Origin of the sequence: Paenibacillus sp. VTT E-133291, from assembly GCF_002264395.1 — a bacterium.
Lineage (GTDB): Bacteria > Bacillota > Bacilli > Paenibacillales > Paenibacillaceae > Paenibacillus_AQ > Paenibacillus_AQ nitricinens.
In genome coordinates this window covers 1-21,437 of the sequence record NZ_NFVA01000049.1, presented here as the reverse complement: position 1 = coordinate 21,437, position 21,437 = coordinate 1, and the positions used below count along the sequence as shown (strand labels likewise).

Sequence of the window (21,437 nt, the reverse complement as noted above, 5' to 3'; positions counted from 1 at the left end):
TTGAAAGGGTGAGAGCATCGTGAATAAAGTAAACGCTATGGTGGACACTGAAGAGCAGTTATCATCATCGAAAGGTGCTTATTTCTTTATTATTGTACGACTAAGTCTAATATTTATTGTTCTCTGCGGAGTGATCTATCCTCTGACGACTACAGCGCTTGCCCAGGTTCTGATGCCGTCGCAAGCGAACGGTAGCTTGCTTAAGGATGATGCTGGAGTAGTCGTTGGCTCGGAGCTCATCGGGCAGAACTTTACGAACCCGGCTTTATTTCATGGTCGTGTATCTAGTATTGAGTATAAAGCAGAAGCTTCAGGCTCCAATAACTACGCTCCATCCAATCCGGATATGCTGCAGCGGACCAAGGATTTCATTACGCAGTGGCAGCTCGATAACCCGGATGTGCCTGTGAATAAATTACCAGTGGCACTGGTAACCAACTCGGGTTCGGGGCTGGATCCGCATATTACACCTGCTTCGGCTATTGTGCAGATTCCTCGAATTAGCAACTTAACCGGTGTTCCTGCCTCACAGCTGGAAGAGCTCGTGAATAAGCATACTGAGGGTCGGGACTTGGGGCTGTTCGGTGAAGAACGGGTAAATGTGTTGAAGCTGAACATGGAGCTTCTGAAATTATCGAACCAATAAATATAGTAAATGTCCCTGCCAGATCATTAGAATCGGGCAGGGATATCTTGCTTTCTAAAATATAAGAAAGTATAAGTTTCACATATTCATCATCCTTATATTTCTACGAGAAACGGCTGTCATCTTTGAAGGACGACAACGTCGTTTCTTCTTGGAACAGAAGAGTACATGCATGATCGGGGTTATTAAGGAGTGGTCTGGATGGGAACATACCGGAGGAAGACGCCGGAGGAACTGCTGCTCTCTATCTATGAGCTGCATCGGGGACGTCTTAAGATCTATATAGGACCAGTTAGTGGTTCGGGCAAGACGTATCAGATGCTGCGTGAGGGCCAGGCACTTAAAGCGCAGGGAATTGATGTCGTGATCTGTGCAGTTTCAACGAATCAAAGCCCAGAAACTAAGGATCAGCTGGGCGATTTGGAACGGATTCCAAGTATTCATTGGTTCCAGAAGGAGTTCGAGAAGAAGGATCTTGATGTGGAAGCTATTGTGGCTCGTAATCCTGAGGTTGTGCTGACCGATGGCCTGGCCCACCAGAATCGCCAGGGTGCGGAAAGATCTGGAAGACTGGACGATATCAAATACTTAATGAGCAATGGGATAAGTGTTATCACAACTGTAAACGTATACGAACTGGAGGGTGCTGCGGATTTAGTGCGGAAATGGACCGGAATTGAGGTAGAGCATTCCCTTCCTGCTGAGGTGCTTACCCTTGCCGATGATATCGTTCTAATTGATGTGACGCCGGAGAAGATACTTCAGCGCTTGTCCGACGGCCATTTAAGTAAACATCAGCAAAGATCGCTTTTTAACAAGGGGAATATAAGCAAGCTGCGGGAACTGGCACTTAGAATGGTCGCTGAAGATGTTAATGATTCACTGGAGAAACACAGAGAAGAACAGGGGCTGCTGGGAGCTTCAGGGATCGCAGAAAAGGTGTTGGTATCGGCACAGTATTATTGGAATGGCTCGATCCATATCCGCCGTGGACAGCAGATTGCCAAGCGGTTAAATGGGGATCTTTCAGTGGTGTCATTCTCGAAGCAGGGTCTCACCCTTTCTAAAGAAGCAGCAACCTTTAAGCGCTCCCTCTGGAAGCTGACCGAGAAGATTGGTGCCTCTATGGAAGAGATAACTTTTCGCTCGAAAAGGGAGATCCCTCATCTGTTGGTAAAATACGCAACCCGGCACAACATTACCCGGATCGTTATGGGACACTCCAACCAGACCGCTTGGCAGGAGTTATGGAAAGGTTCGATCGCCAATTCGTTACTGAAGCAAATCAGAGGTGTGGATGTGTTCTTCGTGGCGGATCGCGCAGACCGAGAGGGAGAACGTGTACTTCCAACCCGGCAGCGTCGTAATGAACGGAAAGCGGATGCCTATCACAGATTAAGCAGCCAGGAAGTAAAGGATAAAATCGATGCGATTCACGGAGGAACCTTTAAGGTATACATTGGGGCTGCTCCCGGTGTGGGCAAGACTTACAAGATGCTGCGTGAAGGGAACGATCTCTTGAAGAGAGGGATTGATGTTGTGATCGGACTTCTTGAAACGCATGGCCGCCAAGAAACCCTTGAACAAATCGGTGATCTGGAGATCCTACCACGTCTACGTATAGAGTACCGAGGGACTGTCCTTGAGGAGATGGATACGGCAGCTATCATACAGCGTAATCCAGAAGTCGTCCTAGTGGATGAACTCGCCCATACCAATATGCCAGGCAGCAAACATAAGAAACGGTATATGGATGTTATGGAGCTGCTCGATGCGGGAATATCTGTGATCTCTACTGTGAATGTGCAGCATTTAGAAAGCCTGAATGATGCCGTAGAGCAAATTACAGGAGTTAGAGTAAGAGAGACCTTTCCGGACAGCATTCTACAGCGGGCTAACGAGGTAGAACTTATTGATGTATCACCCAAGACGCTTCAAGAACGAATGAAGGATGGGAAAATATATGCCATGGCCAAGGTGGATCAGGCGCTGGGGGCTTTTTTCAAAATCGGGAATTTGATCGCCCTTCGGGAGCTGGCGTTGCGGGAAATTGCTGACGATGTGGATGAGCGGCTGGAATCCTGGGAACGTGTCGGTTCGTTACGGGGGCCTTGGCGGCGTGAGGAAGTCATTTATGTGTGTATCACCTTGGGGGATCATGCGGAGCGCTTAATTCGGCGTGGTTTTCGGATCGCATATCGTCTAAAAGCTTGCTGGTATGTTACGTATGTGCAGGAATTTAAACAGCATGGACCCGTTTATGATAAACGAATAACTGATTTAAAGGAATTGACGGAACGACTGGGTGGGACGTTTAAGATGATTGAGAGCGCGCTTCCTGCCCGAGTGGCGTCCTTGCTGCTTGAAAGATCTCAAGCTTTGCAGAGCACTCAGATTATTATCGGTCAATCACAACGCTCCTGGCTGCGAAAAAGTATTCACGGCGATGTTACCAAGCAGATTCTGCGTTCTGCCAGAAACGTGGATGTGCTGGTCGTGGCAGATCTCATACGTGTGGAAGCATAGACTAAGACTAACAAATAAAAACGCCTTCGCCGTCCCTAAAGGACGGTAAGCGTTTATGCGAGAAATACAAGGATAATGTATAGCGTGAAAATTATAGATTCTTATATTTTGAAAAAGGGTACCTTCAAGCCGATTGGCTATGAGGATACCCTTTTTTTACAGCTATGAATTACATCATGTACTGAATAGTTTAATGGCTGAATTATTGGGCAGCTCCGATGAGTGCTTTGAGCGCAGGAAGATTAAATCCCTTGATCGCTTGATCCCCTGCTACAGTGACAGGAACGCCCATGAATCCAAGCTTCTCAACTTCCTCTTGATAGACTGTGCTGGTCATAACATCTCTTACTTCAAAAGGGATACCCTGCTCTGTAAGATAGGTTTTAACCAAATTACAGTCACTGCACCCTGCGGTTGAATAGACAATCACTGGCTCACTCATTGGTTCACAGCCTCTTTGATTGCATCTCTTGTGATTTTCCAGTGGGAAGTGTTCCAGCGAACCTCATTGTCCTCAAGCAGGAAGAGTTGTGGAGATTCATGTTTGATGCCAAAATCCTCAGCAATTTGATTGGAAACGGGACGATCCTCGATGACTAAGACCACTGCAGCGGCAGTATCCGCATCCTTCAGATAAGCCTGAAACTCTTCATTAGCTTTAGCACTAATCGGGCAGGTCGTGCTGTGTTTGAACAGCAGCTTCTTGCCAGGCTTAGCTACATATTGCTCAAGATCCTCCAGCGTATGGAGTTGTTGAATAGACATAGGTATCACCCTCCTGGGATCGTTATTTTGAAATATAAGAGAGTATAAGCTTCACGTTATACACTATCCTTATATTTCTCGCATAAACGCTTACCGTCCTAAAGGACGCTGAAGGCGTTATTGCTTGCTAACAATTGTGTTGTTAACAACCTGTAATCATGATTGTAACATATATCAAAATTAAAACAAAAAGGATTCTTAAAGGCTTGCACAAGAGGCGCTATACCTGAAACCAATTGCGTTGAAAAAAAGAGTTCAGCATGCTAAGGTGGACAGAAGCAACATGCCTAACCATATCGCTAGGAGATAGGAGTGTTCAGAAGAATGAAGAGAGTTGCATGTGTAACTGGAGCAGACCGGGGGCTCGGACTGTCGCTCGTACGCTCGTTGCTGGCCAAACAGTTCTCCGTATTTGCAGGACAGTTTTTGAAAGAATCAGAAGATTTGAAAGCGCTTAAAGAGCGATATCCTGATCAACTGGAGCTTATCCCCCTAGATATCAGTATTAAAGACAGTGTGAAACAGGCTGCAAGAGTAATAGCAAGTAAAACCGGATATATCGATATTATTATTAATAATGCAGGGATTATTCGTTCTGCTGATAATGCTACTGTGCTGGTAGAGCTGGATGATGAAGGCATGGCAGAAATATATAATGTAAATACGCTTGGCGCGTTAAGAGTCAGCAATGCACTTATGGGACTGCTGCTACAAAGTGAGGATAAGTTAATCGTCAATATTTCCTCGGAAGCGGGTAGTATTGCCCGAAATAAGCGTATCAATATGTATGGCTATTGTATGTCGAAGGCAGCACTAAATATGCAGTCCTCCTTGATGCATAATCATCTGAGAACACTTGGCGGTCAAGTAATGGTGTTCCATCCCGGCTGGCTGCAGACCTTTATGCAGGGTAAGAAGGATGAGCAAGCGGACACGACACCGGAAAAGTCGGCAGAGCAGATTATCGGTCTTGTATTGAATCATTCAAAATATATGGGCGAGGAACCGGCCTATCTGGATATGGATGGAAGCTCTTGGCCGTGGTAGTACGATATCTCAAATAAGATAAGAAGAAAGGCGCTGATCATATGTCTACACTAAAAGCACTTGCACTTGGAAGCTACGGGGAGGTTAAATATCACCCCTTTGCAGGCGTGGACCGGGAGATTGAGCAAATACTGGCCAATGATCTTCAGGTGTTCTCTTCAGAGGATTACGGGCTTCTTAATAATAAAACGTTGTCTGACCACAAGCTGGTAATCTCCTACACCGAATTTTCGGATGACAAAATCCCGGTGGAACAAAGCGCTGCTTTGCTATCCTATGTGGCTGGCGGGGGCGGACTGCTAGTGGTACATAACGGAATTTCCTTACAACGGAATCAGGAGCTTGGTGTTATGCTGGGCGCACATTTCACCCATCATCCAGAGTTTACTTCTCTGCAGATGTCCATTCCCGCACGTGAGCATCCCATTATGCAGGGAATTGAAGAATTTGTGATTGAAGATGAGCCATATTATTTTGAGATGCATCCTCATTTTGAAACGACGGTGCTCGCTGAATATCCTCATGAGGGAGCGATGCGACAAGCGGCTTGGTGTCATGAATTTGGCCTGGGGCGGGTAGTTTATTTAATGCCGGGGCACCATTTACCTTCATTTTCGGTAGAGCCATTCCGCGAAATGATTCGTAGAGGCGGGCTTTGGGCGGCAGGATTATTGTAGGATGTTGTAACATCATAATGAATCCAACTGTGGGATAACTACGGTTGGATTTTTTTTGTTGACTCTGACATTGGTGTCAGGGTTTATACTGGGGTAGAACAATTCTCATGAACCCCGGGGAGAATGATATGAAAATAGGTGAGCTTGCTAAATTAACGGGCGTAAGCGTCCGGTCAATTCGTTATTATGAGAGTCAAGGATTAATCTCGTCGATCCGTCAGGCCAATGGATATCGGGAGTACTCTCCACTCGCTGTGGAGACGGTAGAAACGATTAAATTATATTTGAACCTGGGTCTGTCCACAGAACAGATTGCGGGCTTTCTACATTGTGTCTTGAAGAACAAAGAAGCCTTCTGCGCAGAAGTGATGCCACTATACCACAGTAAACTTGAAGAGATTGAACGTCAGCTTGTAGAACTGAATCAGATTAAGCACAATTTGGAAGAAAGAATGGCATCTATCTTGCGAGAGCAGAACGAGTGTAGTTTAGAGGCATGTACACTGGAGAGTTTGGAGTAGGTACTGCTGGAGATGAAAACTATGAGGAGGAAAGACAAATGGCTATTTCAAATGCAGATAGCGCTGATTGGGTGCGAGCAGAAATACGCGGTGGTGGAACGGTGTTGGTAGATTACGGTGCGCCATGGTGTCCCCCTTGCAAGGTACTGCTGCCCCTTTTGGAGGACCTTCATCAAGAATATGGAGACGATGTTTCTATCGTAAAGGTGAATTGTGACGAACTGCCGGATCTGGCTGGGGAAGCTGGTGTTATGGGGATGCCTACAGTCATTGTATATAAAGATGGGCAACCCATGGAAAAGTTGGTTGGCTTACGTCCGATAGCAGCCTACCAAGGGATATTGAACAAGGTTATTCAAGCATAGGGCATTGGAATTTCGTTGTATTTTGATGCTATATTGATCTCAAGCTGAGAAGGCATTAATAAGCCACATCCGGATATTTTCCTGCGTACGCTCGATAGGCTAGACGTAAAGCCCTAGGAGAGCGTCTATATTGTTGATCATCCGCTGAACGATGTAGACGCCGCGGTGAGCCGTGACGGTATGAAAGGCACAGCTTTGGAAGGAGTAGCCCGTATGGATTTTCAGGTCGCATATACCAACTATCACTCTCTGCTGCAAGCAATCGCTTACCGTATGACCGGCTCTATAGCAGATGCAGAGGACCTCGTTCAAGACGTATTCATCGAGTACAGCAAGCTACAAACAATAGATATCACCCATCCGAAAGCTTACTTAATCCGTATGATTACAAATCGTTGCATCAACTATATGCAATCCGCCCGTATAAGGAGAGAGCAATATGTCGGCACATGGCTGCCGGAGCCGCTCGTCAGCTTTACGAATGGAAGCGGCGATAATCCTGCTGATCTCTTCGATCACGATGAAAATGTATCCTACGCCCTGCTCGTCATGCTGGAACATTTATCGGCTGTCGAGAGAGCCGTCTTCATCTTGCGCCAATCCTTCGCTTTCGAATATAGCGAAATTGCCGATGTATTAGGAAAATCAGAAGCCAACTGTCGAAAAATATTTAGCCGCGCTAATGATAAGCTGCATCAACAATCGCCCATTCTACCAGATAATACGGCTCAGGCAACACCTCTAGCGACAGCATTCCTTGCAGCTGCGCGAGGCGGCAACGTCGATGCGCTTGTTAGTCTGCTGGCCGAGGACGCGCTGCTTACGTCGGACGGCGGTGGTAAAGTTCGCGCAGCGATCTTCACCATCACGGGCAGAGATCGTGTTCAAGCTTTCATTGAAGGTGTCATTACGAAGGGCTTCCTCGGAGATTCGCAAAGGATGGTGCTACTTAACGGCCAGCTGGGCATCGTCATCTATCGGGATGGCCGGCCGCTTAAGGCGATAAGCTTCCAGCTTGATACGGCCGGGGAGCGGATCGAGCATATTTATATCGTACTCAATCCCGATAAATTACAACGAATGGGGTAACCTGTCACAAACGGAGCTTCTGCATTGTCTTATTAGTGAAACAATCAAAAGATAACCGGTCTATAGCCGGAGAGGAGCTATCCCCATGGAACAAAGAATGGATCTGGCCGGTGAAATCCCAGCCGCATACAAAGCAATGATGGGTCTTGAAGCGTTCGTACAATCGACAGGCATGGAGAAGTCGCTATTGGAGTTAATCAAAATCAGAGCGTCACAAATTAACGGCTGCGCCTTCTGTATAGATATGCACACGAAGGATGCCCGCAAGGCAGGCGTGTCGGAACAGCGCATCTACATGCTGAACGCATGGCGTGAAGCGCCGTTCTACAGCGACGAGGAGCGCGCAGTGCTTGCCCTGACCGAATCGGTTACGCTCGTGACGCAAGGACATGTACCGGACGATGTCTATTCGGAAGCGGAGCGCCATTTCGATACTAAGCGACTTGGCGAGATCATCATGGCAATTGTTACAATCAATGCATGGAATCGCATCGCGATCACCACTCGCATGTTGCCGCAATAAACTTTAATCACGTCAGCCGAACGCCGAAGGCTAGCACCTTACCATCTCTGAAATTTGTTAATTATGGGATCTGAAGATGATCTCATGACGCTCTAAAGATCATATGAAGTTTAACTTAGGGAGACCCCATACTGTGGGGTCTTTTTTGTATGCATGAATTATCCATCTTCGGTAAAAAATACGGTCACAGCTACGAAGGAGGTGTTAGCGGTGTGGAATGAGGTAATAGAATTAATTCCAAGTTGGGAAGTGGTTTTCCAAGGGATTATGATCTTCTGCGTCCCGTTTATCATACTTCGATCAATAAGTTGGGCTAAAGCTAAAGAAGATCGAATAACGACCAGGGCTAAAAAAGCCATAGGCAGCAAAGGTGGGGGAGTTCCATATGGAGAAGCATCCAGAGGGAAAAGCATCTCAGAAGGGTCTAAGGAGCAGCAAAGCACAGATAAAGTAACTAAGGATAAGGGTGAAAGATTAACTTACAGTGGTCATTTAAACGAGGATTTGCAGACATTCAAAGAGATCAGTGCGGATATGCATGATGTGAATATAAGGGAATTGCGAATCGGAAGCATACAGACAAAGGCAGCGTTGTTGTACGTAGACGGGCTAACGGACAAAGACAAAATGGATCAGAATATATTAAAGCCGTTAATGAATGCGTATCAGCCTTTTAAGGATATGAATACCATACCGGAAGCGAAAGATCTACAAGATATTCTCATCCATGAAATATTGCTCATTTCGGAAGTTGAGCTCACGGATAATGTATACCTCTCCCTTCAAAAAGTGTTATTTGGATCTGCCATACTGCTCGTAGAGGGGATATCAGAGGTTTTTGTGCTTAGTAGTCCAAAGGGGGCTACTAGAGGGATTCAAGAGCCAGAATCTGAAGCAGTCTTGCGGGGATCGCGAAGCGGATTTAATGAGACATTAAGCGACAACACGGCAATGCTGCGTAGACACGGGCAGAGTACGGAGCTAGCGATGATTTCTTTTACTGTAGGAAAGAGAATGCAGAAGGAATTGATCCTAACGTATATCAAAGATATTGCGAATGATGAGCTTGTAGAAGAGGTCAAACGAAGAATTAAAACGATAGATATAGACGATGTTCAAGAATCTGGTTATGTGGAGCAATTAATCGAAGACAATAGCTTCAGTCCTTTCCAGCAGATTCAGAATACAGAAAGACCAGACCGCGTAATGGCAGCACTCCTGGAAGGAAGAGTAGCTATCTTAATTGATGGTACGCCCTTCGCCTTGATTATGCCGGTTACCTTCGGGATGTTACTGCAATCGCCAGAGGATTATAACGATCGCTGGATGGTAGGGTCGCTGCTACGTCTGTTACGTTTTTTTGCGGCAATGATATCATTGTTTGCGCCGGCACTATATATCTCCTTTCTCTCGTTCCAACCTGGATTGATTCCAACAAAGCTGGCCATTTCCATTATTGCCTCCAGGCAAGGCGTTCCCTTCACTGTATTGATCGAAGCATTGATTATGGAAATTTCGATTGAAATCTTACGGGAGGCTGGACTTCGTTTGCCTAAACCTATCGGTCCGGCAATGGGGATTGTTGGCGGTCTGATCATCGGACAAGCCGCAGTAGAAGCTGGAATTGTGAGTCCTATCTTAGTCATTGTAGTTTCAGTTACGGCTGTTTCGTCCTTCTCTATGCCAATGTATAGTGCAGGGATGACGCTTCGAATGCTCCGGTTTGCAGCCATGTTTTTTGCAGCGATCTTTGGATTATACGGAGTTGTACTTTTTTTTCTTTTGCTTAGTAGTCATTTAATTAAGCTGAAGAGTTTTGGTGTTCCCTATCTTGGTCTGGCAGTCCCGAATAAGACAGTCAATTGGAAAGATTTTATATTCCGTATGCCTTTGCAATTTTTAACCGGGCGGCCTACATTGTTGAAACCAAAGGACCCTTTGCGTAAAGGGTAAGAAGTTTAGGTAAAGGAGGAAGAGTACATGAGCGCCGAGGTAAAGGACCGAATAACTGCTATTCAAGCGACGATCATTCTAGCCAATTATACGATTGCGGCAGGGGTACTTACGCTTCCTCGGACCATTGTAGAGGCCAGTGGCAGTCCAGATGTATGGATAAGTATTTTGTTAGGGGGAGTAATCTCTTTTTTGTCAGGATTGATTATTGTGAAGCTTAGTCAACGGTTTCCAGGTCAAACTTTTTTTCAATATATTGGGAAGATTATCGGCAAACCACTCGGAATAGTTCTTACTATAGGAGTCGTGGGTTATTTTATCAGTATCGCCGGCTTTGAGATACGTTCGGTGCAGGAGGTAACCTCTTTTTTTCTACTGGAAGGTACACCTCCTTGGGCGATTGTGGCTGCTTTTATGTGGATTGCCTTCTATTTATGCAGAGGAGGAATTAATGCGATCACTAGTATGTGCAGACTCATTGTTCCAATCACCTGGACAGTATTTATTGGGGTTTGTCTGCTTAGTTTTGAAGTTTTTGACCTCAACAACCTTCTACCAATACTTGGAGATGGATTGGAGCCTGTGTGGAAAGGGATCAGACCAACCATCCTAACCTTTACAGCTGGAGAAGCAATGCTGTTCATTGTTGCTTTTATGGACAAACCTCAAAAAGCAGTAAAGGTAATCATTGCTGGAACCTGTATCTCGACGATATTTTATACCCTAGCTGTTGTAGCGACCATAGGGGCTTTTTCTATAGATGGAGTGATCACAAGAACCTGGCCGTTTCTCGATCTTGTAAGAAGTTTTGAGGTGAACTATCTCATTTTTGAAAGATTTGAGTCGTTGTTGTTGGTGATCTGGATTATGCAGATCTTCTGTACCTTTTGTATTGCCATTTATGCAGCGTCTTTAGGGTTGTCTCAAGTCATTCATAAAAACTTTAAAGGTTGTTTGTTGGCGATACTTCCGGTTGTCTATGTAATTTCTAGAATTCCACCAAATGTGAATGCTCTGTTTGCTTTAGGAACAGGTATCGGTGATTGTATGCTTATTCTATTCGGATTGCTTCCGTTGCCATTGTTAATTATCACATACTTCCGGAGGGCTGCTTCATGAAAAAATGGAGGTTGTGGGTTGTACTCTCTATCGCATGTTCGCTGTTATCAGGCTGCTGGAGCAGCACACCGATCGAGGAATTAAACATGCAGATTGGTGTTGCACTGGACAGTGCTGAGGAACCAGGAGGCGAGGAGGCAGCTAAGCCGGAGGGTGGAAATCATAAGAAGCCTGAAAAAATAATAAGTACCTATCAATTTACGATTCCACAAGGATCAGGAGGGGCGATCATGAAGTCTTCTGCTAGTTCATCCTCCTTTAAGAATTACTATAATATGAGTGAAACCAGCGATTCTATCTTTGAAGCGATGCGGCAGCTTTCGCTGCGTACTAGACGCACTCCGATTGGCCATCATCTGAAGGTCATTATAATCAGTGAAAAGCTTGCTCGTTCCAATAACCTTACTAAAATCATAGATTTCTTTACTCGGGATAATGATATCCGTCCGAGTGTTATGTTATTTGTCAGCAAAGGAATGGCCAAAGATGTATTGGAAAATGCACTGCCGGGTCAGACGCCTGCTTTTGTACTTGAAGGCATATTCAATAACAGAGACCGGAATATGGGGATTTGGGAGCCGGTATCTCTGGCAAAAGTAGTTGGGCCTTTGCAAGCAAAGAAAAGTTTCTTATTGCAAAATGTTATCCCTATTGATCAGGAGACAAAGCTATCAGGAGCGGGTGTATTCAACGGCGGAACGGGAAAACTTGTTGGCTTTTTGGATGAGTCGGAGCTGGAGGGGATGGCCTGGCTGACCGGAAAGGGGCTGGGAGGAGTGCTTAAAACGTATGATCCGGATAACAATAATCTCTTAACCTATGAGGTGAAATCCATGCATAGCAAAATCAAAGCGAATGTGAACAATGGGCAGATTTCTTTTAATGTGAAAATAAAATCTACAGGTAGATATGCTGAGGTCTTTGCCGAAAAGCCAAAGAAATTACATGACGGAATTGTAAAGAAGGATAAAGCCTTGCTGCAGAAGCGTGTCCTGGAAATGGTGCAAGCTACTGTAACAAAAATGCAGAAGGAACTGCATACCGAAGCTGCCGGTTTCGGCACCAGCCTACATAATCAGCATCCAGCCGTATGGCGGAGCGTCAAGGCTAACTGGGACGAAACCTTCAGCAAAATTCCGATTACCTATGAAGTAAACCTGAATATTGAAGAATACGGTGCGTCAGATACAACAGCTGAATAGAAAGGTTGCAGACAATTCAGAGCTACTTCATGTGATGGGTGACAGGTATTACATCATTTTGATGCAGCGCATCAAGTACTTCGGTTTTTAATTGTTCAGTAAAGGTATTCCATGTTTTTTTGCCGATATCGAGTTCTTCACGTCCAATAGTGTTTAGTGTTTCTAACCAGAGGCGTTTATCGTTAATTAGCCCGAGCTGGTCTTGGATCTGCTTATATATTTCCTCATGGGCATGAAATTTTTGATTTAACGCAAAAGAGGCTGCACTAGCCGTATATCGCAGTTCCTTAGCAGCCATCCTCAGCTCATGCAGTGCGTCGAAGGCTGCTTCAGATTCGGCATCTTGTCCACGAAATATAACCTTGCAAGCTTTTTTCTTCTGCTCGTAAGCTACCTCAAGTTCGCGCATGACAACATTGGCATCTTTTTTCGCTACCAGGGCCTCAAGCTGTTCACTTAGGAAGACTTTCCACTTCTCATCTAGATCTTCATTGATTAGCTTAGGCAGCTCATCGGCCAGCTTCTTACGATAAGTTTTGCGCTTGTCCTTTTGGTGGTCGATCACTGCCTTCAACAATTCTGCGGTCTTTGTATCGCCGTTTTCCTTGGCGTGTTTGCGTTTAGTCTTGAACGATTCGATCAGAACGTCTGCATCTCTGACCTTGCCTAATCGCTTTTGGGCTTTTTCAAATAAGGGGTATAGCCCTAGAGTATGGCCAGGGTCGAGAATGGATAGCAGTGTTAACAGCTTGCGGCAGTTCACTCTTGCTTGATGAATATCCTCGTCATCGAATTTGCTAAGTGCATCATGGCAGTAATCCCAGAAATCAATATACAGCAGGTTAAGTGCCTGTTCCCATTGTCTTGTCTTGGTTAACTGTCGTTCCTTCATCACTTCCACTGTCATGCGGCATCACTCCTTAACGTTGTGTATAGCATGAACCTAAGGCTAACCCCTATTCGAGCTGGGGCATGTTCGTATACTATAAGGATAGCGTTATCATAACCTCATTTCAATTCTGATTTCGCACTAGCGAGGCAGATCGATTACAATATCACAGATAATACGGGAAAGAGGGGAATTGGTGGATACTCGGGAGTACGATGGAATGATCAATGGATCTGTTGATAGAAGTAAAGAAGTCATCGGACTTCCTGCAGAAATGGGACTTTTCCAGCATCTAATCTTAAAGAGTGACAGTATAGATGAGGAAGCAGGGGGCATCGGGGAGATGCTGATCCCGTTCGCCTTTGAAGAGACCCTTTGCAGGGATGTCGGATCGGGACTTGTTCCTCCTAGTCTGCACCTATGGAGTCATTCCGGGGGTGTGGTGCTCGGCCTACGGGACAGCAAGCTTCCGTACGCGGCTCAAGCGATGGCTAAGTTAGAGCAGCAAGGAATTCGTACAGCGGTAAGACATTCCGGTGGTGCTGCGGTGCCTCTGGATGATGGAATTGTTAATGTTTCGCTAGTGCTCCCCAAAGGACGCGGAAAGCTGGACTTTCATGATGACTTTAGGCTTCTGGCTTCTCTGATCACTGAGGCAGTTGCTATGAGTCATCCACAGGCTGCTGCTCAAATTCAGGCTGGTGAAATTGTTGGTTCTTACTGCCCAGGGGACTTCGATTTGGCGATCGGTGGGCGAAAATTTTGCGGCATTGCTCAGCGCAGACAAAATAATGCCTATTTCGTGCATGCATTTGTAGTGGTTTCGGGTTCGGGACAGGAACGTGGTGAGCTCATTCATAAATTCTATGAGCAAGCCTCAGGAGGAGACTCAGCATTATCTTATCCACGGGTTCGTCCAGGGACGATCGCTGGGCTTGGTGAACTAGGTGGACCGAATGCTACTGAAGTATTTGCCGAAGGCATTAGACAAGCATTAGCCCACCGTGGAGTGGTGCTTAAATCCTCTGACAGGCTACAGCAGGAGACCGGATATTTCTTGGACTATGAAGATCGGCGTGTTCTGGATGCTGCGCGAGTCCTGCATGAACGTTATGCCCAAAGATAAATGGATATTGAGCATCGTTAAAAAGGACGTAACAGAAAGCTGGCGAGAGGCCAGCATCTGTTACGTCCTTTTTAATCATATAAGTCGGGACGTCTGTCTGCAAAAATAGGGATTTGTGCTCGAATTTCACGCACCATATGTAAATCGATATCCCCCGTTAGGATTTTTTCCCCTTCAGCAGCTTCACATAAAATATCTCCCCAAGGATCAATGATCATAGAATGCCCAGCAAAGGTGTTGTAAGGGTCGCTTCCTGCACGGTTGCAGGCTACTACATAACATTGGTTCTCGATTGCTCGGCTGATCAGTAGTGCACGCCAATGTGATAGCCTGGATAATGGCCATTCTGCACTAACAAACAAGATTTCTGCACCTTGTGCGGTATGAGCGCGAACCCATTCTGGAAATCGGATATCATAACAGATTAATCCGGCACATAATGTGCCCTCCAATGTGAAGAGACCCTTGTCTTCTCCCGGCTGCAAATATAGATGTTCATCCATTAGCTGAAATAAATGCAGCTTACTGTATTCGCCAACTAGCTCTCCAGATCGATTAAATACAAACATACGATTAGTTACACCGGAGGCATGTCTGCTAGCTACTGAACCAGCGACGATATTGGTATTGTATTGTTTAGCTAATCTAGAGATGAATGACTTGGTGATTTCTCCTTCTGGATCGCCAATTTCTTCTAGTCGGGCCAGATCATAGCCAGTGGTCCAAAGTTCAGGGAGAATAAGACAGTCGGGGGCTGAAGCAGCAGCTTCACTAATTTTATTTGCTACAGCAGCATAATTCATATCGGGATTGCCAAATGCTATATCCAGCTGAATTAGGGAGATTCTCATAGGATTCCTCCTTTTTGTTCAAGACTATAGCACCTTAAAGTGATAAGCAATGTTGATTTTTTAAAAATGATTTGATATATTAGTTGACGGGTCAATGATTATAAGTTAGTATAATTTTATACAAAACAATTGTGTACAATCTAATTTGTGGAGGAGGTATATTTTGACGGAGCACTATCCTGAGGAAGACCGCATATTTGAACTGCTGCAGGCATTAAACAAGGGAATCTGTCCGAAATTCGAACGATGTGCTGGGATTAGTCCCACACGGCTTCGCCTCCTGCATGAATTATTCCAAGTAGATGAAGTCAGCCAAATTACGCTGCAAAAGGGCATGGATATAGATGCGGCCGCCGTTACCCGGCACTTGAAAGGAATGGAAGAGAGTGGTACGATCACTCGCCGCAACAACCCCGCAGATAACAGGGTTACATTGGTCTCACTGACGGATCAAGGGCGGGAAAGAATGATTCAATATAGCGAAGAGAAGAGGCGATTTGTCGCTACTCTGCTAACTGGATTTAACGATCAGGAGCGAAAAGTGCTCATAGATATGCTTAATCGCCTGCAATCTAATATCAATCTGTTGTAACTGTAACTACCCAAATTACACATTCAAAGGAGAAATACACATATGAACGCTACACAAACACAAACCAATGATTTTAAAGAAATTATTACGGGTCGCCGCTCTATCCGCAAATATGATCCATCCGTTAAGATCAGTAAAGAAGAGATGACACAGATTCTTACCGAAGCTACGCTTGCACCTTCCTCAGTGAACATGCAGCCTTGGCGTTTTCTTGTCATCGAAAGTGATGAAGCTAAAGCTACACTAGCGCCTCTTGCTCGCTTTAATGGTGTACAAGTTGAAACCTCTGCCGCTATGATTGCCATCTTCGGTGATTTGAACAATTTCGACTATGCAGAGGAGATTTATGGCACAGCTGTTGAACGTGGACTAATGCCTGCTGAAGTAAAAGAAAACCAATTGACTAGATTATCTGCTCACTTTGCTACCCTGCCACATGAAGTTAACAAAGACACTGTGCTCATCGATGGTGCTCTTGTTGCGATGCAGTTGATGCTGGTTGCCCGTGCACATGGTTACGATACAAACCCAATTGGCGGTTATGAAAAAGATCAAATCGCAGAAGCGTTTGGCATGGAGAAAGACCGCTATGTTCCTGTAATGCTGCTTTCCATCGGTAAGGCTGTTGATGCAGGCTATCCATCTGTCCGTTTGCCTATTGATAAGATTGCTGAGTGGAAATAATAAATTACACCTTAGGAGGAAAATACAATGATCATTATTCATGCTGTGCTTAAAGTAAATCCGGAACGTCGCGAGCAGTTTTTGGCGGAGTCTAAAACACTTCTCACGGCTACTCATACTGAAGAAGGAAATCTCTCTTACGAGCTGTATGAGAATGCTGGAGAAGCAAACTCATTTATTATGGTGGAGACTTGGCGTGACGCTGAGGCCGTATCCAGCCACAACACGAGCCCTCATTTTACCGCGTTCTCAGCTAAAGCTGGTGAATTCTTGGCTGCACCACTAGACGTAAAAGTGTTTAGCGCAGAGCAAGTGAAATAAGTTATCTCGATTCTTAGTAAATCCTGGTTGATCTTAAACAGGGATGTTCCATAGCCATAATGGCTACGGGCATTCCTGTTTTTTATATTCCCCGTTTATAAAGAGGAGTTCAAGGGTATCTAACCTTACCTTGATACATGTGTACTCACAAAAAAGATAGGGGATCTTACATATGGAAATACAGAAAAATATGATCGACATCTTGAACTATTATTTATCAGGCGGTTCACTTGTCCGGATTTTGGGCGAAGCTGGAGAAGAGGCGGAATGTACGCTAAAGAAGATCGACTTAGAGGCGGCCAAAGCATATCGTCAGTCCATTGGCGGAGTTATTACCGAGGGTCAGCAGCTATTCCAGGTTCCTGGCTTTAGCCCAAAATTGCTGGGGCATCTTACTGAAGCTTTAGGCAGACTAGATTCAGACAAACTAACAGTTCTAGCCCCACAAACCACATGGAATAACCAAGTAGATCCTTACGTGAATGGACCTGCGTGCCTTGGGATGATCATAGAAGAAATAAAGAAGGCACAGCATTATATTCACCTGTCCGTGATGCTCTTCTTTAATGACCGTTCAGGCAATCTGGTTGCAGATGAATTATTTCACGCTCTTAAACGGGGGGTGAAGGTACGGATCATGGTCAATTACACCCTGACAGCATTAGGGTATGAGAATAATCTGGCGTTTGGCCAATTCTCCAAGATTTCTGAAAGGCTTGAGAATGCAGGAGCTAAACTGCTGGATACCTTCAATTCGTATTATACAGCCGTAGAATGGCGTGTGAAGCGGAAGGTGCTGGAGCAGCAAGGTGTACCGGAAAGCATCCTGTTCTTACAGGATAAAGTACAAGAGGACGTAGAGATCACTGGACTGAATGTCATTGATCATCGGAAGTTTATGGTCATTGATGGGGTAACCTCTATTATTGGCAGTCTGAACATTGGGGATCAGTACACATACATGACGCCTGTTCAGGCATCATCTGCGGTCAGTATAGAAGGACAACTGCAGGGGATTCCTAGTAAAAAAGAGGAGTGGCATGATGGCTGCTTCCGGATTCGTGGCGCGGCGGCGCAGTCTTTAAATGCTAAGTTTCATTCCCGTTGGTTGCTTCTGGGAGGTGATTTTTTTGACGTGGAGGATGCCTTCTACCAGCCGAATGTAGATTATCATTTTGGAGAGGAAGAATGTACGCTGTTTGCAAGCTTTCCGGGCAATCCAGTGAACTTCATTCAGCAATATTACTTGAATTTAATTACCTATGCGACGGAGGAGACAATAATTGTAAATCCTTATTTGATTGATCAAGAGTTCTGGGATCGGCTGGGGGAGCTGGGGCCAGACTGTTCCTGTCATCTGAGCATCTGCAATCCGCTGAAGGTTAATGATCATCCTACCAATTCTGCGGCGGTACGAGGCAATATGTATAAGCCGTTTATCAATGGGGTTTCCTTTTATGATTATAGCTTCACAGGCCGGTTTTCACATTGGAAAATAGCCTATGACCATAGATCAAAGGCGGTATTTCATGGCTCCTACAACATCAACGAGAGAAGCGCCTGCCACGATTTTGAGCTGGGAATGCTGGTGAAAGGGGAGGCCTTCGCAGAGCGGATAAAGTCTATGATCGATTATGATCTGGGTGTCTCACGGAGAATCACGAAGAAAAATGAGTTCTTTAAGCATCCTTGGCTGCATCCTAGTACTTATCTGAACAAGGTTACCCAGAATTACACTTGATAATATCCGTTCATTGTCATGTATAATGATCGTTATAAATGATCAAGGTGGAATAATAGCTATGAAAATTAAAATTACAAAGCTTGGCTTGAAAAAGGACGAGGTATTCTTTCGCACGGAGTTTGGCGAGGGTAAGGGGATCTGGTGCGGTGCTCCTGTGGAGCCAGATACGGAAACAGATGTGGAATTCGAGCTTTCGGAGCTGCTGATGAGATGGGTGGATATTCTACCTGTACCTGCTAGTGAGTTCAATATTAGGTTAGAGGGAGATAAGGTTGTTTTTACCGGTGTGCTGGAGAATATTGAAGAAGACGGGACAGGATTTTTGCGAATAGGTGAAAGTTTACTAATGTTCGAGTGTCTCGGTGAGCCTATGGCGCTTGGTGTGTTTGTAGAAGTGCAAGTTCGTAATGTGAGCATCTACCCCTTGAGTATTTGACGCTTATCAGGGACTAAGATAACATACAAAGATAACATTAGATTCAGAAGTAAGCTATGAGGAGTAGAAGTCTATGAACACCGAAATTCAGCAATTTAAGACCGAATTCTTCAAGGCGCTGGCTCATCCGATGCGAATTCGTATACTGGAACTGCTCAGCGAAGGTGAGAAGAATGTGAATGAGCTACAAGCCATTCTAGGATCGGAAGGTTCTGCAGTATCCCAGCAGTTAGCTGTTTTACGCGCTAAGAATGTAGTAGCCAGTGTAAAAGAAGGTACCACTGTGATCTATTCGTTACGTGATCCTCTGATTAAAGATCTTCTGGTCGTAGCTAAACAAATATTTGATAACCATCTGGTGAGTACCATTTCATTGCTCGAAGGTATGCGCGGAGAATAAAGGAATAACATTATTTTGGCGTTGACAACAGTTGCGTCCTAGAGTAATGTTCTTCTTATATTCAAATAATCAGATATTTAAAGAAAAGAAGGTTTGATTATGACAGGGTGGGGCCGATATAAAGGCTACAACATGAATGCATTTCGTAAGGATTTGATTTCGGGAACAATCGTTGGTGTGATTGCCATTCCTTTGGGGATGGCATTTGCTATTGCATCCGGAGTGAAACCCGAGTATGGCATTTACACGACAATCGTTGCCGGAATATGTATTTCATTGTTCGGAGGATCAAAATTTCAGATTGGTGGACCGACAGGTGCTTTTATTCCTATCTTGTTTGCCATTGCGATGGAGTATGGCTATGAGAACTTGCTTATTGCTGGGATGATGGCAGGGGTTATTCTAGTTCTCATGGGATTATTAAAGCTGGGTGTATTGATTAAGTTTATTCCGAGGCCAGTAACGATTGGTTTCACAGCAGGGATAGCGGTCATTATCTTCACCGGGCAGATTGCAAATTTCCTTGGATTAAGGAATATAGAACGGCATGAGAGCTTTGTAAATAACATGAAAGAAATAGGGATTCATCTATCGACGATGAATGGATACAGTATCCTGACCGCCGTGATTTGTCTTGCCGTCGTTATCCTAGCGATTCGATTCGCGCCGAAGGTGCCTGGATCATTGGTAGGTCTTCTGTGCGCGACTGTGATTGCTGCGTTATTCTTTAGCGGTAAAGTGACTACGATTGGCTCTGCTTACGGAGATATCCCTAATACCTTACCAAGCTTTCGATTTCCGGACATTACTTGGGAACGAATTACCCTGCTCATTCGTCCGGCATTTATCATTGCAATGCTAGGTGCTATTGAGTCATTGTTATCCGCTGTTGTAGCGGATGGAATGACAGGTAGCCGCCATAATAGTAACCGAGAGTTAATCGGTCAGGGAATCGCCAATATTGCTGCTCCCTTGTTCGGAGGCATACCAGCGACAGGAGCAATTGCTAGAACAGCGACGAACATCAAGAGTTGCGCTGTTTCTCCGATCTCGGGGATCGTTCACGGTGTGGTGGTGTTTCTAATTCTCCTGTTGCTCGCACCCTATGCTTCCAGTATTCCTTTAGCTGCGATGGCACCTATCTTAATGGTAGTAGCTTGGAATATGAGTGAGCGCAAAGAGTTCCTTCATCTGCTTAAGATCAAGACCGGCGATTCCTTGGTGTTATTCATCACCTTCTTGTTAACGATATTTGCAGATTTAACGCTGGCTGTAGAGGTGGGGTTAATTCTTGCGGTTATTCTGTTTGTGAAACGAATGGGAGAGGTTCATTTGGTAGCCAAAGTACTGCCTGATCCGAAGTCCGTTAAGGTAGAGGCACATATGGTTACGGAGAGTCATGATTGTCCGCAAATTGGAATTTACACGGTAGAAGGTCCGCTCTTTTTTGGCGCTGCTTATCGATTCGATGACACTATGCCAAGCTATGGTTCAGATCAGCCTAGAATTATATTAATGCGGATGGGAAAAGTACCCTTCATGGATACTACCGGAGAATCCAATTTAGCAGAGCTGGTGCGGCATTTACAAGCCGTTGGAGGGAAGCTTATGATCTCAGGTATTCAGCCACAGCCGCTTGAGCTACTCAAGAGAACTGGACTGTATAGTACCATAGGAGAGGCTCAGTTTTATCCGCGCACCGGGGAAGCAATTAATGACGCACTTAACAGCATCGATTACAGCAAGTGTATTGGATGTAGCCATGCCGCTTTTAGGGAGTGTACAGCGTTCTCCAACCTGGAAGAGGCGGGAAGTATGCGCGGTCTGAAAGGGCGTAAGAACCCTGTAATTGCACCTGAACTAAATAGTGGTCTTTGAGTTAAATAGATAAGAGTCAGCCCGGACGTTTCTGCGTCCGGTTTTTTCTATTTAAATATAAGAAAGTATAAGTTTCACACTAT

General features: G+C 45.1%; 23 protein-coding genes. 19 read left to right on the top strand and 4 right to left on the bottom strand.

The window, feature by feature from the left end; all coding sequences use genetic code 11:
• Positions 1-37: 37 nt before the first annotated feature.
• Together kdpC and CA598_RS18940 are read left to right on the top strand one after the other, a co-directional pair.
• On the top strand, positions 38-646 hold the full coding sequence (kdpC, locus tag CA598_RS18945) for a potassium-transporting ATPase subunit KdpC (RefSeq protein WP_094877497.1): 609 nt from the start codon (positions 38-40) through the stop codon (positions 644-646).
• Positions 647-847: 201 nt separating this feature from the next.
• Complete coding sequence (locus CA598_RS18940) at positions 848-3,172, top strand: histidine kinase (RefSeq protein WP_094877478.1); 2,325 nt, start codon at positions 848-850, stop codon at positions 3,170-3,172.
• A gap of 202 nt (positions 3,173-3,374) precedes the next feature.
• Here CA598_RS18940 and CA598_RS18935 read toward each other — a convergent pair whose 3' ends face one another.
• Together CA598_RS18935 and ytxJ are read right to left on the bottom strand one after the other, a co-directional pair.
• Complete coding sequence (locus CA598_RS18935) at positions 3,375-3,614, bottom strand: glutaredoxin family protein (protein WP_094877477.1); 240 nt, start codon at positions 3,612-3,614, stop codon at positions 3,375-3,377.
• Entirely contained in the window at positions 3,611-3,937 is a 327-nt protein-coding gene (gene ytxJ / locus CA598_RS18930) for a bacillithiol system redox-active protein YtxJ (RefSeq protein WP_042123836.1), read from the bottom strand. The genes CA598_RS18935 and ytxJ overlap by 4 nt, the downstream gene beginning before the upstream one ends.
• A gap of 324 nt (positions 3,938-4,261) precedes the next feature.
• On the opposite strand from ytxJ, the gene CA598_RS18925 reads away from it, so the two are divergent.
• The 9 genes from CA598_RS18925 to CA598_RS18885 all read left to right on the top strand — a co-directional run bounded on the left by CA598_RS18925 (position 4,262) and on the right by CA598_RS18885 (position 12,433).
• On the top strand, positions 4,262-4,984 hold the full coding sequence (locus CA598_RS18925) for an SDR family NAD(P)-dependent oxidoreductase (RefSeq protein ID WP_094877476.1): 723 nt from the start codon (positions 4,262-4,264) through the stop codon (positions 4,982-4,984).
• Positions 4,985-5,025: 41 nt separating this feature from the next.
• Complete coding sequence (locus tag CA598_RS18920; RefSeq protein ID WP_094877475.1) at positions 5,026-5,661, top strand: ThuA domain-containing protein; 636 nt, start codon at positions 5,026-5,028, stop codon at positions 5,659-5,661.
• Positions 5,662-5,789: 128 nt separating this feature from the next.
• Entirely contained in the window at positions 5,790-6,182 is a 393-nt protein-coding gene (locus tag CA598_RS18915) for a MerR family transcriptional regulator (RefSeq protein ID WP_094877474.1), read from the top strand.
• Positions 6,183-6,220: 38 nt separating this feature from the next.
• Positions 6,221-6,547, top strand: a complete 327-nt coding sequence (locus CA598_RS18910) for a thioredoxin family protein (protein ID WP_094877473.1) — start codon at positions 6,221-6,223, stop codon at positions 6,545-6,547.
• A gap of 213 nt (positions 6,548-6,760) precedes the next feature.
• Positions 6,761-7,636: an RNA polymerase sigma-70 factor gene (locus CA598_RS18905; protein ID WP_094877472.1), complete on the top strand. Its 876-nt coding sequence runs from the start codon at positions 6,761-6,763 to the stop codon at positions 7,634-7,636.
• An 85-nt stretch (positions 7,637-7,721) separates the two neighbouring features.
• The gene (locus tag CA598_RS18900; RefSeq protein ID WP_094873548.1) at positions 7,722-8,159 is read left to right on the top strand and encodes a carboxymuconolactone decarboxylase family protein; all 438 of its coding nucleotides are present in this window, start codon (positions 7,722-7,724) and stop codon (positions 8,157-8,159) included.
• A gap of 210 nt (positions 8,160-8,369) precedes the next feature.
• Entirely contained in the window at positions 8,370-10,112 is a 1,743-nt protein-coding gene (locus CA598_RS18895) for a spore germination protein (RefSeq protein ID WP_256990550.1), read from the top strand.
• A gap of 27 nt (positions 10,113-10,139) precedes the next feature.
• A complete protein-coding gene (locus tag CA598_RS18890; RefSeq protein WP_094873550.1) occupies positions 10,140-11,231 on the top strand; it encodes a GerAB/ArcD/ProY family transporter in 1,092 nt (363 codons plus the stop codon).
• Positions 11,228-12,433, top strand: coding sequence for a Ger(x)C family spore germination protein (locus CA598_RS18885; protein WP_094873552.1), 1,206 nt, complete (start codon positions 11,228-11,230; stop codon positions 12,431-12,433). The genes CA598_RS18890 and CA598_RS18885 overlap by 4 nt, the downstream gene beginning before the upstream one ends.
• Before the next feature lie 22 nt (positions 12,434-12,455).
• Here the strand turns inward: CA598_RS18885 and CA598_RS18880 are convergent, their stop codons facing one another.
• Positions 12,456-13,340, bottom strand: a complete 885-nt coding sequence (locus CA598_RS18880) for a CHAD domain-containing protein (protein ID WP_094873554.1) — start codon at positions 13,338-13,340, stop codon at positions 12,456-12,458.
• Between the two features lie 178 nt (positions 13,341-13,518).
• Here CA598_RS18880 and CA598_RS18875 point away from each other — a divergent pair, with 178 nt between their 5' ends.
• Positions 13,519-14,448, top strand: coding sequence for a lipoate--protein ligase family protein (locus CA598_RS18875; protein ID WP_094877471.1), 930 nt, complete (start codon positions 13,519-13,521; stop codon positions 14,446-14,448).
• 71 nt (positions 14,449-14,519) lie between these two features.
• Here CA598_RS18875 and CA598_RS18870 read toward each other — a convergent pair whose 3' ends face one another.
• Positions 14,520-15,299: a carbon-nitrogen family hydrolase gene (locus tag CA598_RS18870; protein WP_094877470.1), complete on the bottom strand. Its 780-nt coding sequence runs from the start codon at positions 15,297-15,299 to the stop codon at positions 14,520-14,522.
• Positions 15,300-15,462: 163 nt separating this feature from the next.
• On the opposite strand from CA598_RS18870, the gene CA598_RS18865 reads away from it, so the two are divergent.
• The 7 genes from CA598_RS18865 to CA598_RS18835 all read left to right on the top strand — a co-directional run bounded on the left by CA598_RS18865 (position 15,463) and on the right by CA598_RS18835 (position 21,354).
• A complete protein-coding gene (locus tag CA598_RS18865) occupies positions 15,463-15,891 on the top strand; it encodes a MarR family winged helix-turn-helix transcriptional regulator (protein WP_094873560.1) in 429 nt (142 codons plus the stop codon).
• A gap of 42 nt (positions 15,892-15,933) precedes the next feature.
• Positions 15,934-16,575, top strand: a complete 642-nt coding sequence (locus tag CA598_RS18860; RefSeq protein ID WP_094877469.1) for a nitroreductase family protein — start codon at positions 15,934-15,936, stop codon at positions 16,573-16,575.
• Positions 16,576-16,602: 27 nt separating this feature from the next.
• Positions 16,603-16,896 (top strand): putative quinol monooxygenase, encoded by a 294-nt coding sequence (locus CA598_RS18855; protein ID WP_094873564.1) that lies wholly within the window; start codon positions 16,603-16,605, stop codon positions 16,894-16,896.
• A gap of 172 nt (positions 16,897-17,068) precedes the next feature.
• Positions 17,069-18,637 carry a phospholipase D-like domain-containing protein gene (locus CA598_RS18850; protein WP_094877468.1) on the top strand — a complete coding sequence of 523 codons (1,569 nt, stop codon included), beginning with the start codon at positions 17,069-17,071 and terminating at the stop codon, positions 18,635-18,637.
• A 61-nt stretch (positions 18,638-18,698) separates the two neighbouring features.
• Positions 18,699-19,076, top strand: coding sequence for a hypothetical protein (locus CA598_RS18845; protein ID WP_094877467.1), 378 nt, complete (start codon positions 18,699-18,701; stop codon positions 19,074-19,076).
• Positions 19,077-19,149: 73 nt separating this feature from the next.
• Positions 19,150-19,476 carry an ArsR/SmtB family transcription factor gene (locus CA598_RS18840; protein WP_094877466.1) on the top strand — a complete coding sequence of 109 codons (327 nt, stop codon included), beginning with the start codon at positions 19,150-19,152 and terminating at the stop codon, positions 19,474-19,476.
• Positions 19,477-19,575: 99 nt separating this feature from the next.
• Positions 19,576-21,354, top strand: a complete 1,779-nt coding sequence (locus CA598_RS18835; RefSeq protein WP_094877465.1) for a SulP family inorganic anion transporter — start codon at positions 19,576-19,578, stop codon at positions 21,352-21,354.
• The last annotated feature ends 83 nt before the right edge of the window (positions 21,355-21,437 follow it).